This is a genomic window from Chloroflexus sp. MS-CIW-1 (assembly GCF_030444705.1).
Classification (GTDB): domain Bacteria; phylum Chloroflexota; class Chloroflexia; order Chloroflexales; family Chloroflexaceae; genus Chloroflexus.
Genome location: NZ_JAUBWR010000002.1, coordinates 365,807 through 382,054, shown reverse-complemented (window position 1 = coordinate 382,054; position 16,248 = coordinate 365,807). Strand labels below are relative to the sequence as shown.

The 16,248-nt window shown below is 54.3% G+C and carries 16 protein-coding genes; 11 read left to right on the top strand and 5 right to left on the bottom strand.

What is annotated here, in order from left to right:
• Positions 1–142: 142 nt before the first annotated feature.
• Both QTO31_RS14550 and QTO31_RS14545 read right to left on the bottom strand, forming a co-directional pair.
• Positions 143–1,042, bottom strand: coding sequence for a tyrosine recombinase (locus QTO31_RS14550; RefSeq protein ID WP_301429792.1), 900 nt, complete (start codon positions 1,040–1,042; stop codon positions 143–145).
• Positions 1,043–1,111: 69 nt separating this feature from the next.
• A complete protein-coding gene (locus tag QTO31_RS14545; RefSeq protein WP_035419065.1) occupies positions 1,112–1,303 on the bottom strand; it encodes a hypothetical protein in 192 nt (63 codons plus the stop codon).
• Positions 1,304–1,425: 122 nt separating this feature from the next.
• On the opposite strand from QTO31_RS14545, the gene QTO31_RS14540 reads away from it, so the two are divergent.
• Together QTO31_RS14540 and QTO31_RS14535 are read left to right on the top strand one after the other, a co-directional pair.
• A complete protein-coding gene (locus tag QTO31_RS14540) occupies positions 1,426–2,397 on the top strand; it encodes a diacylglycerol/lipid kinase family protein (RefSeq protein WP_301429790.1) in 972 nt (323 codons plus the stop codon).
• A gap of 19 nt (positions 2,398–2,416) precedes the next feature.
• Positions 2,417–3,403, top strand: coding sequence for a TolB family protein (locus tag QTO31_RS14535; RefSeq protein ID WP_301429789.1), 987 nt, complete (start codon positions 2,417–2,419; stop codon positions 3,401–3,403).
• A gap of 4 nt (positions 3,404–3,407) precedes the next feature.
• Here the strand turns inward: QTO31_RS14535 and QTO31_RS14530 are convergent, their stop codons facing one another.
• Both QTO31_RS14530 and QTO31_RS14525 read right to left on the bottom strand, forming a co-directional pair.
• The gene (locus QTO31_RS14530; protein ID WP_301429788.1) at positions 3,408–4,877 is read right to left on the bottom strand and encodes a nitronate monooxygenase; all 1,470 of its coding nucleotides are present in this window, start codon (positions 4,875–4,877) and stop codon (positions 3,408–3,410) included.
• A gap of 273 nt (positions 4,878–5,150) precedes the next feature.
• Positions 5,151–5,720, bottom strand: a complete 570-nt coding sequence (locus tag QTO31_RS14525; RefSeq protein WP_301429786.1) for a 5-formyltetrahydrofolate cyclo-ligase — start codon at positions 5,718–5,720, stop codon at positions 5,151–5,153.
• 486 nt (positions 5,721–6,206) lie between these two features.
• On the opposite strand from QTO31_RS14525, the gene QTO31_RS14520 reads away from it, so the two are divergent.
• From QTO31_RS14520 to QTO31_RS14480, 9 genes are all read left to right on the top strand, one after another.
• Entirely contained in the window at positions 6,207–6,686 is a 480-nt protein-coding gene (locus tag QTO31_RS14520; RefSeq protein WP_301429785.1) for an NUDIX hydrolase, read from the top strand.
• Between the two features lie 14 nt (positions 6,687–6,700).
• On the top strand, positions 6,701–7,198 hold the full coding sequence (locus QTO31_RS14515) for an NUDIX hydrolase (RefSeq protein ID WP_031458831.1): 498 nt from the start codon (positions 6,701–6,703) through the stop codon (positions 7,196–7,198).
• A 75-nt stretch (positions 7,199–7,273) separates the two neighbouring features.
• Positions 7,274–8,545: a serine--tRNA ligase gene (gene serS / locus QTO31_RS14510; protein WP_031458832.1), complete on the top strand. Its 1,272-nt coding sequence runs from the start codon at positions 7,274–7,276 to the stop codon at positions 8,543–8,545.
• A 42-nt stretch (positions 8,546–8,587) separates the two neighbouring features.
• Positions 8,588–8,959, top strand: a complete 372-nt coding sequence (locus QTO31_RS14505; RefSeq protein WP_031458833.1) for a hypothetical protein — start codon at positions 8,588–8,590, stop codon at positions 8,957–8,959.
• Positions 8,953–9,762 (top strand): alpha/beta hydrolase family protein, encoded by an 810-nt coding sequence (locus QTO31_RS14500; protein WP_301429784.1) that lies wholly within the window; start codon positions 8,953–8,955, stop codon positions 9,760–9,762. Before QTO31_RS14505 ends, QTO31_RS14500 begins: the two co-directional genes overlap by 7 nt.
• 277 nt (positions 9,763–10,039) lie before the next feature.
• Positions 10,040–10,486, top strand: coding sequence for a hypothetical protein (locus QTO31_RS14495; RefSeq protein WP_031458835.1), 447 nt, complete (start codon positions 10,040–10,042; stop codon positions 10,484–10,486).
• Positions 10,487–10,747: 261 nt separating this feature from the next.
• The gene (locus tag QTO31_RS14490; RefSeq protein ID WP_301429782.1) at positions 10,748–12,256 is read left to right on the top strand and encodes a cryptochrome/photolyase family protein; all 1,509 of its coding nucleotides are present in this window, start codon (positions 10,748–10,750) and stop codon (positions 12,254–12,256) included.
• Positions 12,257–12,535: 279 nt separating this feature from the next.
• Complete coding sequence (gene hflX / locus QTO31_RS14485; protein ID WP_301429781.1) at positions 12,536–13,915, top strand: GTPase HflX; 1,380 nt, start codon at positions 12,536–12,538, stop codon at positions 13,913–13,915.
• A 175-nt stretch (positions 13,916–14,090) separates the two neighbouring features.
• Positions 14,091–14,879, top strand: a complete 789-nt coding sequence (locus QTO31_RS14480; protein WP_301429779.1) for an ABC transporter permease — start codon at positions 14,091–14,093, stop codon at positions 14,877–14,879.
• A gap of 46 nt (positions 14,880–14,925) precedes the next feature.
• On the opposite strand, the gene QTO31_RS14475 is transcribed toward QTO31_RS14480, so the two are convergent.
• Entirely contained in the window at positions 14,926–16,242 is a 1,317-nt protein-coding gene (locus QTO31_RS14475; protein WP_301429777.1) for a bifunctional folylpolyglutamate synthase/dihydrofolate synthase, read from the bottom strand.
• Positions 16,243–16,248: the final 6 nt, after the last annotated feature.

Here is a 16,248-nt window from a genome sequence, read left to right as displayed (position 1 = left end):
GGCGCCGTTCCGCCATTCAGAGCCACCAGGCTCGCACCACCCCTGGTTCGCTGGACGCCCCTCGCGGCGTACTCCTCCGGATCATCGCCGATATGTTGCGAGTATAGCACAATCTAATGATCACTCGCAACCGTGAGACAAACTAAGACGAACGTGACCTCCCATTACTGGTAATGCCCGATTGTGCCGTATGTTCGGTCAGATGGGTATACATCTGGGTCGTGGCAAGTGAGGCATGACCTAGCCGCTCTTGCAGTTCACGCAGATCAACGCCATTTCGTAGCTGGTGGGCCGCAAAAGAGTGACGCAACATATGCGGCGTCAGCTCATGCAACCCCACCTGTTCAGCATACGTCTTTAAAATCAGCCAGAACCCCTGCCGCGTGAGCCGTTTTCCACGGTGGTTTAGAAACAGTGCCACCTCGTCATGATTATCTTGACGTGCAAGTTGCGGCCGCGCTATATCGAGATATTCTTCCAGGGCAGTGATAGCTGCATCACTCAGTGGCACAGTCCGTTCTCGACCCTGGCGCCCTAAACAGCGTACCGTTTTGGCTTCAAACACCACGTCATCAATATTTAGAGCAACCAGTTCGCTCACCCGCATACCGGTGGCATACAGCACTTCCAGCATCGCCTTATCGCGGATGCCTTCGGGTGTACTGTTTTGCAGTGGTAATTCCAGCAGCTCGTCAACCTGATGCTGTGAGATCGCCCGCGGAGGAAACCGGTCAACCCGTGGTGCATCAAGTTGGGCAGTGGGATCGCGACTGATAACACTGCGTTCTTGTAAAAATGCAAAGAACGACTTGATCGCCGCCAAACGACGCGCCATCGTTGAACTGGCGTACCGTTTCTCTTTGAGGTTGATCACGAAGGCCATCATGACCTCTTCGTCAACCTCAGACCAGCCTGCGACCCCACGTTCGTGCAGAAATGCGCAGAGTTGATCGAGATCGGTACGATAGGCGGCAACTGTGTTAGCCGACATCTTTCGTTCATCGGCTATATAAGCAAGAAATTGCGCTACATCCTGGTTCATGCGTTTGCCCACTCGTTGAAGGCTTCGTGCATAGCTGTTATGGTAATAGAAAGACGGCAACACGTCAATCTAAAAGCAACAGCTCTCTTTGAAACCACAGTGCTGACAGCGATAGAATCCGGCCCAACGCTGCATCTCCGTCTGACACACAGGACATTCGCGTTCTTCCCGATCACGGTCGGTATCTTGCAGACGACAAATGGTTGTCTGCACCCATTCAACCGCTATCAACGGGGGGAGTGTTGACTGCGACTGCGTCATTGGCAACCTCCTGCTCTGGTGTTCCACTCGCCTATTGTACCATGCGTGACGCTGAACAATAGCGTCTCAACAAGATTCTGTTATACTGACCGTAGTTTTCTAAAAGAGAGAGTTAATGTTGCATGCGCACGTTAATCGTTTTCAACCCGACAGCCGGTCACGCTGAACAGTTAGAAGCTGAACTTGAGGCTGCCGCCCAGGTCTGGCGTCAAAAGGGTTGGACAGTTGAATTACAACCGACTAGCGGCCCGGGTGATGGGTGCCGCCTGGCACGCCAGGCAGCCACTGAAGGATATGACCTGGTTGTTGCTGCTGGCGGTGATGGTACGATCAACGAGGTGGTCAATGGCCTGGCAGGTAGCCAGACGGCGCTAGCGACTCTCCCACTCGGTACAATGAATGTCTGGGCACGTGAACTGGGGCTACCACTCCAACCGCGAGCCGCTGCCCAGACACTGTGTACCTGGTCGCCACGACCGATTGATTTGGGGCGTGCCGGTGATCGCTACTTTCTTTTGATGGCCGGAATCGGTTTTGATGCTGCCATCACCGCTAATATTCGTCCCGATGAGAAAAGACGACTAGGAGCGTTAGCATACGTCGTACGCGGTATTGAAGAGGTGATGCGGATTCGTGGTACCCGTGCTCGAATCTGGCTCGATGGACGCCAGATCAAGGCCCGCGTGTTGATGATTGTGATCGGCAATTCCCAGTTGTACGGTGGTCTGGTGAAAATTACTCATCGGGCAAGTATTGATGATGGTCTCCTCGATGTGTGCGTGATCAAAGGTGATAACGGTATCAACGCTATCGGGCATCTGATCGCAATCTTGCGTCGCCGTTTTAGTCTCAACCCCGATATTGCTTACTACCGTGCGCATACGATTGAAGTTGTTACTCGCCCACCGCTACCGGTACAGGTCGACGGTGACCCGATCGGTACCACGCCGCTACGTTTCACGGTGGTCCCTTCCGCATTACGGGCACTGCTTCCACCTGATTTACCAGATGACCTGATCCAGCAACCGCCACCGGTTGCGCGCCGCTGGCCGCAGCGGTTGCTGCTCTGGTTGCGCCGACGGCTCGATCATTGATGAACCAACGCATAGCGCTATGAAACGACGGCTATCTATCATCTTTCTCTACTTCCTGATCGGGCTGATCTCAGCCTGTGCCACAACATCGGTTTCACGCACTCCGACTCCACCTGCATCCCTCCAGGGTGATACCGTTTCCGGTCGGATTCTCTTCTGCCGCGATGATGGCATCTGGCTATGGGAGGAACGCACTGCGCGCCGCTTGCTCAGTCCACCGGCGACACAACCAGCATTTAGCCCTTCCGGTGAACAGATTGCCTACGTGATCGTTCGTGATGGCGCCAGCGATCTGCTGATCGCCGATCAAACGGGAACTGTCTTGACGCAACTGACCCATCACGATCCAGCCGTGCCGGTGGGAAGTCTTGATCGGGTGTACCGTGCAGTCTGGGCATTTTATCCGACGTGGCTACCTGATGGGAACGGCATTCTGGCAGCGGTACAGGCGGTAGCCCCGGTTGGTGATCCACCGGTTGATGCGCCCCTTGCCTTGTTCCGCTACGACATGACCGGTCAACGTCAAATAGTTTTCAGCGATTCTAATGCGCATCTAGGGCGGAGCATCGTTCTCCCCACCGGCGACCTGATCGCAGTACGCACACCGCTCGGTAGGGATGGCCAGCAACAACTGGTTCGGATCGTAAACGGCCAGGCCACACCGTTAGCCGGAGCACCAACCCCAGCTTATGATCCGACGATCAGTCCTGACGGGAACTGGTTGATTTTTGCCGTTGGTGTAAACGGTGGGAGCGATCTGTATGCGCTACCGGTTGGTGGGGGTGCAGCAGTACGATTGACCGATATTGGTACTGCTCGTGCACCGGTCTTTGCCCCTGATGGAAATACGCTGGCGTTCCTTGCGGTGCCTTCTGGTGGAAAGGGTTTTGACCTCTTCATTGCCGAGGTTAAAATAACTGCCGAGGCGCTCGCACTAGGAACACCTCGGCAACTCTCAACTGACTTTGCCATCAAAGCAGATGGCGGCTTGTCCTGGACAAAGTAAGTTTCTATCCGGCGAGCGACTCGACCGGTTGTGTCAGCAATGGTGTTGAAGACAGGGCTGGTCGTTGACCAAGAAGATAGGCAATCACATCGGCTGCCGTATAGCCTTGCTTCACATCGAAAATTGTGGGGAGGCGCAGCAAATCGTCACCACTCGTGAGTAGTGGCGGTTCGACCCCAATGTCGGTACGGGCCTGACCAACGCCAATGTTTGACATCAGCGCATTGCACAAGCAACGCCGCCCTTCGGTTTCAGCAATATCACCGCCCTTTTTCACAAATGTTGCAATCGGTTCGCTGGCACACCGATAGCCAATCGTTCCTTTGGGAGTTCGATACATTGTACGCAAATAGCCCAGATCGCAAATGCGCTGCCGTGGGACTCCCTGAGCCGGATCGGTATCCCAGCGCACCACCTTAAACGGATAGCCGGTTGGCGATGCGCGCGGGTCGGTAAAGACATCAACAGCACCGCGTGCCAGAGCTTCAAGCACTGAACGACGTAGCGGATCGGCCAACCCCGACTCGTTGCAGAAGGCGAAGAGCGTACCAACCTGAATCCCCATCGCACCTGCTGCACGTGCAGTTGCCAGTCCTTCGGGAGAAGCAGTACCACCGGCCAGCCAGAAGGGTAAACCGAGTGCGGCAATCTTCGTCGGATCGACCATATCTCGCGGCCCGTACACCGGTTCGCCCCGTTCGTTAAGCCGTAATTCACCACGTGGCGGGGCATTGTGGCCACCGGCAGTCGGCCCCTCAATAACTAGCCCATCAACCCCGGCAATCTTACGGGCAAACATCGTGGCCAGAGTCACGCTTGCGACAATCGGCAAAAAGAGTGGTCGATGCAAAGACGGCGGCGCACTCTCCCAGTGGGCAAGCGGATCGAAGGTGATGTAGGTTGGTGGTGAGCCTTCATCGCCCTCTATCTCAGCAGTCAGTTGCGCAGGTCGATGGGCAGCCAGAGCATCAAGAGCGGCTGGAATTTCCCGTGGGATCCCGGCTCCCATAATAATCACATCAACTCCAGCCAGCATCGCTCCGTACAGCAATGCCAGATTAGGAAGTTGTATCTTTGTCAATAAATTCATACCGATAGGACGGTTGTGCCCCTCCTTTGCCAACCAGACCTCGACAAACGCGGCCAACATGGCAATTTGTTGCCGCTCTTTGCTCACCTTTAGGTTATACATCGGCAAGAGTTCGTAGGGTTCGTCAGGTGCCCGACCTGCCGGACGGAAATAAGTGGTCAGCACACGCTCGGCTACGCCAGGTAGCGGAAAATGTGCCATCGCTCGCCGCATAGCGCCATCTGGATCGCCATCTTGCAAGCGACGGATCAGAATCGTGTCGATACCGGTACCAGAAATAACGCCAAGCTGCCCACAGGCTGCAACCGCCCGTGCCAGGCGCCAATCGGAAACGGCGGCGCCCATGCCACCTTGAATAATCATCGGCAAATCGCAGGCACGCATCGATCAAAACTCCTTACCTATTCAACAGTCAGACAAACCCTGCCAGATGTGTCTGAAGCATCCCTCCATTCTCTCCACATCGCTATTCCGGTAGAGAAAAAAGTTCAGGGGGTCGTATTTTCAGACACCTGTGCAGAGGTAGAACCCACGTCCTGGCAGTAGAAAACAGGTTAAAGAACCGGCTATCTCAGAAACCGAAACCTTGCTCTGTACTTCTTTCATCATACCGCAGAGTAGAGGTTGCCGCCAGATAAGAATTCGCTACCGGCAACATCAGCGCCGCTGGCGTAGACCATCTTCGCACACAACCAGATCAAGCTGGCGGTCGTGTGATTCACGCGGCAGCCTCGCAACTTCCTGCACGGTGAAGGCGACACCGATAGCGATGGTCGGTGCGGTTGCTAATAACCTGTCGTAGTATCCACCACCATAGCCAAGCCGATACAGTTCGCGATCAAACGCTACTAAGGGAACGATGGTTAATGACCACTCGCCAGGCTGGGCTGGTATCATTGATCGCGGTTGGAGTGTGCCGAATCGCCCCGGCTCCCATTCGTCGCACGCCAGGCTCTTGATCCAGCTATGTGAAAGCTGCTGCTGCGATCCAACTACTGGTACCGCCACTGCCTTCCCGGCTGCCAGCGCAGCTGCAATGAGCGGTCGGGTGTCAACTTCTGAACGTATTGGGATATAACAGTGAATTGCTCTGGCGGTGATAAACAAGGGTAACGCTTGTACCAGTTCACAAATGCGGGCACTACGCCACTCACGGTCAGATACGTTGTCCCTCTGCACGATCATCGCAGCACGCAAAGCGGCTTTTTGTGCAGTAATATCAGTCATGACCACCTGTTTCTCCACAAGCAATACTACGAGATCACAACGTATCGTAACACATGCTGGAGAAAACAGAAGAGCGGAGCACGGGGAGGGAAAGCGAAACGAGCGCAGAATCGAGAGCTTCCTGTTTCGATATTCTCTGTCCGGTACGGGGCCTGGCGTTACGCTGCGTTCATCGGTGACTCTAGTGCGGCTGGTTTAACAACCGTTATTATGCGGTCGCTGAAAAACTCTGGTTACTGTTTGATATTGACGTGCTGGTTTGCCCAGTTGTTTCAAGCGTGCTATCATACGTTGTATCAGGGTGCGTCTACGGTAAAAACGCCCTACAGAGACCACCAGCCGAGATGATTACCGGTAGAACGCTCTTCAGATTTTCTCTTCTGGTGAAATCGTCTGAGTCGCGAGAATGCAACGATAATGTCCAATGGTTAGTGCCCTCTTCCGGTATGGAACGAGGGCACTGATGTGATAAGAGGGAACACACTCATGCGAGAATTGGGGCTGACCCTGATCTATCGCTGTTTTATCATGTTGCGCTTTGTCGCCTGGCGTGTGCTTCGGCCCCGCGCTATTGGTGTTCGGGTTGTAGTGCGCCGTGGCGATGAGTTTCTATTGGTGCATCATCGGGGTGGGGCAGCTCCATGGGGGTTACCTGGCGGCGCAATTGATAGAGGAGAGGCGCCGGCTGATGCGGCCCGTCGTGAAGTGTTGGAGGAGAGTGGTTGCCCGGTGACAATTACAGGTTTGCATGGGGTGTTTCACTACCTGGCGCATGGCCTGAGCGATTATATTATTGTGTTTACGGCGGTGGCCGATGGCTCAGCACTACCACCAGTTGGTGATCTTGAGATTTGTGATGCACGTTTCTTTCATCCCGATCAGTTGCCAGTGGGGGTTGAGGCCGGGAGTGTACGCCGTATTGCTGAGGTACGTCGTGGTGAGCATGGTTTATTTACGTCATGGTAAATAATGAGGTTTCTATGCCTTACACACCAATTCTGGCTACACTTGGTTACGTTTTGTCTTCTGATCGACAATCAGTGTTGATGGTACATCGTAATGCGCGCGCTGGCGATCAACACCTAGGGAAATATAATGGATTAGGTGGTAAACTCGAACGGAATGAAGAGGTCGTAGCCGGTATTCAACGTGAGTTGTATGAAGAGGCGGGTATTACGGCGCTCGAAATGACATTGCGTGGGACGATCAGTTGGCCGGGTTTTGGCAAAAATGGTGAAGATTGGTTCGCTTTTATCTTTTTGATCACCAGTTTTGCCGGAGAACCTCCGCCCCGAAATGAGGAAGGTACACTCGAATGGGTGCCGCTCCAGCGCGTAATGGATTTACCCCTCTGGCCTGGTGATCGGCTGTTTTTGCCGCTCGTCTTTGATAATGACCCTCGTCCGTTTCACGGTGTGATGCCTTACGCCAATGGTCAACCGGTAGATTGGCGGTACAGCCGGATCGGTGCTGTCTGATGCACCGTGGTATAATGCAGCTTATACGATCGTCCGTGCCATCGTCGCACGGCATATTGAACCCTAGCTAAGCCTATGCTTGACATCAAACTAATTCGTGAGCAACCCGATGAAGTGAAGCGCCGATTGGCTCGTTGTGGGGTCGATGGAGCCATCATCGATCAGGTATTGGCACTTGATGAGCAGCGCCGACGTTTCATTTACGAGGTTGAAACTCGTAAAGCTGAACGGAATACGGTCTCGAAGCAGATTGGCGCGATGAAAGATCCGGTCGAGCGGCAAGCAAAGATCGAGGCAATGCGGCGGTTGGGTGATGAGATTGCGGCGCTCGATCACCAATTGGCCGAATTGGAAGAGCGGCAACGCACGATCATGCTTGAAATTCGTAATTTGCCTCATCCTGACGTGCCCGATGGCGTGGATGAACGCGATAATGTGGTGGTGTATCAAGAGGGTGAAGCGCGTCAATTACCATTTCCCGCTCGTCCACATTGGGAGCTAGGGGAAGCGTTAGGTATTCTCGACTTTGAGCGAGGCGTGAAGCTGGCCGGTTCACGATTCTACGTCATGCGAGGGGCTGGTGCCCGTCTCCAGCGTGCCGTCATTCAGTGGTTGATCGATCTCCACCTGGAGCAGGGCTATCAAGAGGTCTATACGCCCTTTGTGGTCAAGGAGTCGGTGTTGTGGGCCTCTGGTCAGTTGCCAAAGTTTCGTGATAATCTCTATCGCGATGAAGAGTCGGGCCTGTGGTTGGTTCCAACGGCTGAAGTGCCACTTACCAGCCTGTACGCCGATGAGATTCTCGAAGCGAGTCAGTTGCCGATCTATCACGTCGCGTATACACCCTGTTTTCGCAAAGAACAGCTCAGTGCCGGACGTGATGTGCGTGGCATTAAACGTGGACATCAGTTTGATAAAGTTGAAATGTATATGTTTGTGACACCTGATCAGAGCTATCAGGCGCTCGAGAAGCTGCGTCGCGATGCCGAAGAGTGTGCCCGACGCTTAGGCTTGCCGTTCCGCACCAAGCTGCTCTGTACGGGTGATCTCGGTTTTGGTTCGGCAAAAACCTACGATATTGAAGTGTGGGCGCCGGGGGTTGGCGAATGGCTGGAGGTCAGTTCGTGCTCGAACGTTGAAGCATTTCAGGCCCGCCGCGCGAATCTTCGCTATCGCCCAGAACCCGGAGCGAAGCCAGAGTTTCTCCATACCTTGAACGGCTCAGGTTTAGGCTTACCCCGCACCATTATTGCGATTATGGAGAATTATCAGCAGGAAGACGGGAGTATTCTCATTCCTGAAGTGTTGCGCCCGTATATGGGCGGAATGGAACGGATTGGCCCGTGATCAGCGGGGTTGGGCTAGGTGTTCAGAGAGGAAATGACGCTTATGCCGGTGGTGATTCAGCTTACCAGTGCTACGCATGGTGGCACCACACCGAGTTGTGGGACGGGTGACCATAGCAGTTGCGGGCCAGATTGTGGTTGTGGGTGCCCCTATACCGGTATGGTTGAACGTGGTCGGGTAGAACCGGTCGCGCTGATTGAACAACGGTACCCAGGGCAGTGGCTGGCGCTGGTCATCCCTCCCGGTGAAGATGAAGAGCGTCCAGAGCGGGCGATGCTGGTCGCGTATAGTACCGATCCAGAAGAAGTATGGGACGCCGTAAGTCGGATTACCTTTAACCAGGTGGTGCATGTCTATTTCAATGGCCCACTGGCCGATTATCTGGCCTGGGCCGAAGCTGAAACGTCATGCTGACGGTAAATGATTATCTGGCTCAACCAGTGATAGATCCTGACGAGCGTATTCCCTACGGTGATCAAGTCTGGCAGTTTGGTGATCTCTACCTTGCTCAGGCCACACAACCGACGCCAGTGGTAGTGATGATCCATGGCGGTTGCTGGCAGGCTGCTTATGATCTCACCCCGCTGAGCGCGTGTTGTGTTGATCTACGGGCACGTGGGTACACCGTGTGGAGTCTTGAGTATCGTCGGCTCGGTAACGGTGGCGGTTGGCCGCATACGTTTCTGGACGTTGCTGCCGGTGTAGATCGGTTGCGCGATCTGGCGCAGCCCTATATGCTCGATCTGAACCGTGTCATTGTAGTCGGGCATTCGGCAGGTGGGCAGTTAGCCCTCTGGCTGGCCGCTCGCTCCAGGCTCCCTACCACCAGTCAGATCTATACACCGAACCCGTTGCCAATTCACGGTGTGGTGGCCCTGGCTGCCGTAGCCGATCTGGTTCAGGGTGTAACCAAAACGGCCTGTGGTTCTGCCTGTGCCGAACTTGTTGGCAACGACGAAGCACGTTATCAAGAGGCCTCACCCCGTGCGCTCTTGCCACTCGGTGTACCGCATCGCCATCTGGTCGGTCACGAAGACCCTATCGTACCGGCAGCATACGTAGCTGATTTTGTCGCCACAGCCTGCCAGGTCGGTGATCCGGCGCACCTTGCTATTCTCCCTGCTTGTGGACACTTTGAGCTAACGACTCCCTCTAGTACGGCATGGCTTTCGGTGGTGGCTGCCATTGATGCTATACTGACTCAGAATCGGTCTTAAGGCGGATAGACGATTGTGACTAAGCTTGCTATACTTTTCACAGGTCGAGCGATGGAGCAACAGACATCGCCCGACGTGTATCCTCCCAATCCTCACTGTTGCTCCCCATAATCCCCCTACGGCCACCAGAAAGTGGCCGTTGCCACATCAGTACGGGTCATCGGGTAATGCCCGGTGACCCATACCGCTTTTTATGCGCTATAATAGAACTACTATCGACTGTTAGTTGGATTTGCATTATACTGAGTACAGTGATTAACGGTGTGAGGAGTTTTGTGTGTTAACCTCGGATGAGTTAACGCCAACCAGTAATACCTGTGCCCAACGTGAGCTAGAGTTGTTGCGTCGTGAACTGAATGACGCCCACGCTCTGATCCGGTCGTTGCGTCGCCAGTTGGAAAAAGCTCTGGCGGCTGCGCAGGAAGCTCAGCGTGCCCATGCCAAAATGGTTGAAACTCTTACCGAGACAATGCGCGAAAATACGATTCTTTGTCACGAACGGGATATGTGGCGTGCTCGCGCCCAACGCCTCGAAGCCTCACTCCACGAAGAACAGCGTTCCAAGGCGGTGATTGATATCAGTTCACTGGCTGGTCAGATCAGTGAAGACGAAGTAAATGCGATCCGCAAGGCAATGGCCCGCCTCCACCATCCTGATGTTGGCGGTGATCCAGAACGGATGAAAGCCTGGAATGCAGCCCTTGATCGCCTCTTCCGTCAGTAACGTGCGCGTTAGGAGACGATGTGTTTTCCGGCCCGTTGCTCTTCGGTAGCAAAATTGCTTCAACAGGAAAGCAAGAACTGCTTTGCGCTGGTGGCTGTGACGCGAAAGTTTCGTCGTCTTTCAATTCTATCAATCAGGAGCGTGTAAAAGAGCACGGCACTGCCGTGCCCATACGATGGAAGTGGCTCAGATAGGCTCACAACGCACGATAAGTTTCTTTTGCTCATTCCTGTCTGTAGCATAGTCTTCGAGAATAGCTGTATGCCTGTTACTGATACAAGTTATCCCCAAGAGTCGGTCTGGATTCTTGGTGATCAGCTTAGTACCCGCCATCCCGGTCTCATCCCAGGGCGACGGGTTGTTTTGATCGAATCATTGGCCCGTCTCAATCAGCGTCGCTACCATCGGCGAAAGCTGGTGTTAATCGTCAGCGCGATGCGTCATTTCGCCGCCGAGCTGCGTGCGGCTGGTTATGAGGTTGATATACGTTCAGCAGCAGATTTTTTGCAAGGTCTGCGCGATCACGTTGCCCAATTCGGTGTACGCCATTTGGTTTGTATGGCGGCAGCCGAATACAACACCCGTCAATTTCAGCAGAATCTGGCTGCCGAATTGGGTATTGCCGTGACGATCCTCCCCAATACGCTCTTCCTGGTTGAACGCTATCCACCATCACGCTCACCGGCATTTATGGAGCCATTTTATCGGGCAATGCGTCGGCAAACTGGTTTACTGATTGAGCCAGACGGTGAGCCAACCGGTGGCGTCTGGAATCTTGATCGTGAGAATCGGCGTCGTTACGATGGTCGCCCGGTCCCCTCTCCATTGCGTTTTCCCGCCGATGAAATCACTCGACAGGTTATCGCTGATCTGGCTCATCGTTGCCCTGATGCAATCGGTTCAGCAGACACCTTTGATCTACCGGTGACACGGGCACAGGCATTGGCTGCGCTCGGAGATTTTATCGCGCATCGACTGGCAGACTTTGGCCCCTTCGAGGATGCCATGAGTGCCGACCACGACATCTTGTTTCACTCGCAGCTCTCGCCTGTGCTGAACATTGGGTTGCTCGATCCCTTGGAAACAGCATCTGCGGCGGTGAACGCTTATCACAGGGGTCTGGCCCCGCTATCTTCGGTCGAGGGTTTTGTGCGCCAGATTATTGGCTGGCGTGAATATATCTACTACCGCTATTGGGAATTGATGCCGGCATTGTTGGCGGCCAATGCCTGGCAGGCCGAGCGTCCGTTACCAACGTGGTACTGGACTGGTGAGACGCGCATGCGTTGCATGAGCTGCGTTATTCGTCGGGTCTTACGAAATGGCTACTGTCACCATATTGAGCGGTTAATGATCTTGTGCAATTTTGCGCTTCTGGCAGGCATCCAACCGCGTGCGGTGAACGACTGGTTTCTCGAGAGCTATGTCGATGCTTACGAATGGGTGGTAACCCCCAATGTGATCGGGATGGGCTTACATGCCGACGGTGGACGGACTGCAACGAAGCCGTACCTTGCCAGTGCAGCTTATATCGACAAAATGAGCGATTACTGTCGTGGATGTTTTTACGACCGAAAAGCACGGGTTGGGCCACGTGCCTGCCCATTCAACACACTCTACTGGCATTTTCTTATCGTACACGAAACGACACTGCGGGCTAATCCACGACTGGGGCCAGCAGTGCTGGGTTTGCAACGCATAACACCCACAGAACGTCAGGAAATTGTCCGCCAGGCGCAGGAGCTTTTGCAGCGACTAGACACATTGTGATCGTTGAGCACCTATCCGCATCACCGTCTCACGGTACAACCGGGATATACGGGTACTGCGCCGCCGTGCCCCAATCGATCTTTTTCTGCTTCTCATCACGGGATTTTTACTTCCAGATTGACAAAGAAGAACGTTGAAAAACCGTGAATTATCCATTTGTAGGCCAGGACACCTGTTGCACGGTGCAGTATAATAGACATGAAGCCATCGATCTGGTTGTCTTTCAGGTATCATCTCAGGTCTTGAAGGTGGCAAACGAACAGTGCTATAATCCAATTAATGATGAAACGATTGCATATTCAGTCGAAGGAGACATCTATTAACAACTTGCGAACTCACGACGGAAAACGTCTGTATCCTACGGCAGTACCACGCCGACGTGCGCTGCTGGTAGGCGCAGAGATTGCCAGCCTACGCAGCCCATGGCCGGTCGAAGACTCGCTTGACGAGCTAGCATTGCTCGCCAAAACGGCAGATCTTGAGGTGGTAGGTCGCATCTTTCAGCGCCTGTCAGAGCCACAACCAAAGTTCTTTATTGGCCCCGGTAAGGTGAAAGAGGTCGCGGCATTGTGTGAGCAAACGCAAGCCGACCTTATTGTGTTCGATGAGGAACTGAGTCCAGCGCAGACGCGCAATCTCGAAGAGGAGCTACAGACTCAGGTCATTGATCGGACAGGTCTGATCCTCGACATTTTTGCGCGCCACGCACGTACTCACGAGGGAAGGCTCCAGGTTGAACTGGCGCAGTACCAGTACCTGCTGCCTCGTTTGCGCCGTCAATGGACACACCTCGAACGACAGGCCGGTACGGGTGGGACGGCTGCCGGTGGCGTGGTAGGCTTGCGTGGACCTGGTGAGACGCAGCTTGAAATTGACCGTCGGTTGATCGAGCGCCGCATTGCATGGCTGAAAGAACAACTGGCCGACGTTCACCGACACCGCGAGCTGTACCGTCAGCGCCGACGGCAGGCTGGTATGCCGGTGATCGCGCTTGTCGGTTATACCAATGCCGGTAAGAGCACGTTGCTCAATGCGATGACCGGCGCTGACGTGCTTGCCGAAGATAAGCTGTTTGCAACCCTTGATCCGACGACACGGCAGGTACTGTTGCCCGGTAACATCATCGCACTTATGACCGATACAGTCGGTTTTATTCAGAAATTGCCACCACAGCTTATCGCTGCGTTTCGGGCAACCCTGGAAGAGATTGAGGAAGCTGATGTACTGCTGCATGTCGTCGATGTTACCCATCGTAATGCACAAGAGCACGCGCAAACGGTCGAGCAAACGCTGCGCGAGTTAGGTGTTGCCGATAAGCCGACTCTGACCGTCCTCAATAAGATTGACCTGCTCGAAGGGGCAACCGCTGAGGATGTCGGTCAGATCGCGGCCGAAATGGGGTTGCCTAAAGATATTGTCGCAGTTTCGGCGGCACGAGGATGGGGATTGCAGACGTTAGGTGAACGAATCGTGGAAACGCTGGCCCGGCATATGGTGCGGGTCGATGCATATATTCCATATCAGCGGAACGATCTGGTTGCACTCTGGCGGCAGCGCGGGGTGATTGAGGTTGAGGAGTTTGGGAGTGAGGGCGCTCATATTGTTGGGCGATTACCTCCGGCACTGGCACCGCAATTTGCTCGCTTTGAGCGAGTGTAACTCGGTTGTCAGCAGTAATAGAATGGGGGCATCGGTGGCAGGGGCGGGTTCGCAACACCTGCCCCGCCTAGTTTCGTGAGCGAAATTTGTGAGCGCTAGCTGCGTGTCTGAACATCCCTCTTCAATGGTACCTGCTTCATCACTCTCTTTCTATCAGGATGGCAGGAGTTCCCTTATGCTCCGTTATCTTCGTCTGCTTGCTCTTTTTGTTCACAATAGTTTGCAGATTGCCCTTGAGTATCGGGTCAACTTCGTGACTGCGCTCGTTCAGAGCATTGTCTGGCTCCTCTGGGGTGTGCTTGGAATCCTGGTCTTCTTTCAATTTACCGGTACCCTCGGTGGTTGGACCTTCCCGCAGGCACTGTTAGTTGTGGGTTTGTTCCGCATCTTTGAAGGGTTGCTTGACGGTATCATGCGGCCAAACATTACCAGAATTGTTGAGCACATCCAGAAAGGAACGCTCGATTTTGTACTGGTCAAGCCGGTTGACAGCCAGTTCATGGCTTCGTTACGCCAGATCAATCTGTTTGTATTTCCTGATATTCTGGTCGGGTTTGGCCTGATCGGCTACGGTATTTGGATGGGCCAGTTCTGGCCAACACCACTCCAGATGATCTCCTTTCTCTTTTTGCTCATCTGCGGTGTCGTCATGGCATATGCGATCTGGATGCTGCTGGTGACAAGTGCATTCTGGTTAGTACAGGTTGAAAATATCGCCGAACTCCTTACCATCATCTATGAAACCGGTCGTTTCCCGGTGACGGCTTACAACTGGTGGATTCGTCTAGTGTTGACCTTTATCATTCCCATCGCCTTTCTGACCACGTTTCCGGCTGCTGTACTCATTGGGTTGCTCGATCCATTGTATCTGCTATTAGCGCCGATGATGGCCGGTCTGCTCTTGCTAGCTGCTCGCGCCTTTTGGCGCGTTGGTTTGCGTTCGTATACCAGCGCTTCATCATAGGCTGACAACGATGAGCCTATCTCCGAATACGACGTTGTTTTGCCGGTTAATCAGCTACCGCTAAACCCAACGTCTCGCGGGCCGCGCCTGCGACGAACAGTGAACCGGTAACGCAAATCAGATCATCTGCTGTTGCCAGCTCCTGGGCTTTGGCCAATGCCTCAGCCACAACTGGAACAATCTGGATCGGTGCCGAGGAAAACGGCGCCACCTCAGCAGCAATGCGGTCAAGGTCCATTGCTTTAGGATGACTTGATCGCGTAATGATCACGTGTGATGCATGGGGGACCAATGCAGCCGCGATGGCGGTAATGTCTTTGTCGCGGGAAGTACCGAGCACCAGGATCAGGTGGCGATGTGGTAGCTCTTCGGTGATAGCCTGCCACAACTTCTGCGCCGAATCGCCGTTGTGCGCGCCATCGATGAGAATCCGTGGTGGCCCTGCGATCAACTCGAAGCGCCCAGGCCACCAGGCTTCAGCCAGGCCGCGCCGTATTGCCTGATCATCAATCGCCAGCCCCTGCTGCCGTAGCAGCAGCGCAGTGCCCATCGCCAGCCGCGCATTCTCGCGTTGGAACGAGCCTCGTAAACGACCAGGTTGGGGTGCTGCGGGGTAAGCCAGTGGTTGACCAGTCGCGATCCAGGGTTCAACAGCATGCTCGGCAGCCAACCAGAGCGGCGCATTCACCGTCTGTGCTTCAGCAGCAAACACTGCGGCTGCATCAGGGTGTTGTGGTACGGTGATTGCCGGTACTCCTCTGCGCATAATACCGGCCTTGTTGAACGCAATATCGTGCAGAGTTGGTCCCAGAATAGCCACATGGTCGAAGCTAATTGACGAGATGACCGATACAAGTGGGGTAATGGTGGCAGCAGCGTCGTAACGACCACCTAACCCCACTTCAACCACTGCCAGATCAACCCGTGCTGCCGCAAAATGGCGCATCGCGATCACAAAGCCAACGTCGAAGGTGCTGGGCCGTCCATACGTAGTGGCATCAAACGCCTCTACAACCGGTCGAACTTCATTGACCAGATCGATCAGCGTTGCCTGAGAGATTGGCTCGCGGTCAATCTGGATTCGTTCGCGGTATGAACTGAGATGGGGTGAAGTCCATAGACCAACCCGCAAGCCAGCAGCGCGAGCCATTGCTTCGATCAAGGCGCAGGTGCTACCTTTCCCCTTTGTACCGGCTACGACGACGGCGGCCAGATGTTGGTGGGGATTACCGGCATCGGCCAGCAATGCCGTGATCCGCGCCAGGGCACGAGCTGCAATAGCCGGATCGGGTGATCCCTGGCGGGTAGGATCGATAAAGCTGTAGATGTAATCGAGTGCTGCCTGATATGACTGAATCTGCATAGCTGA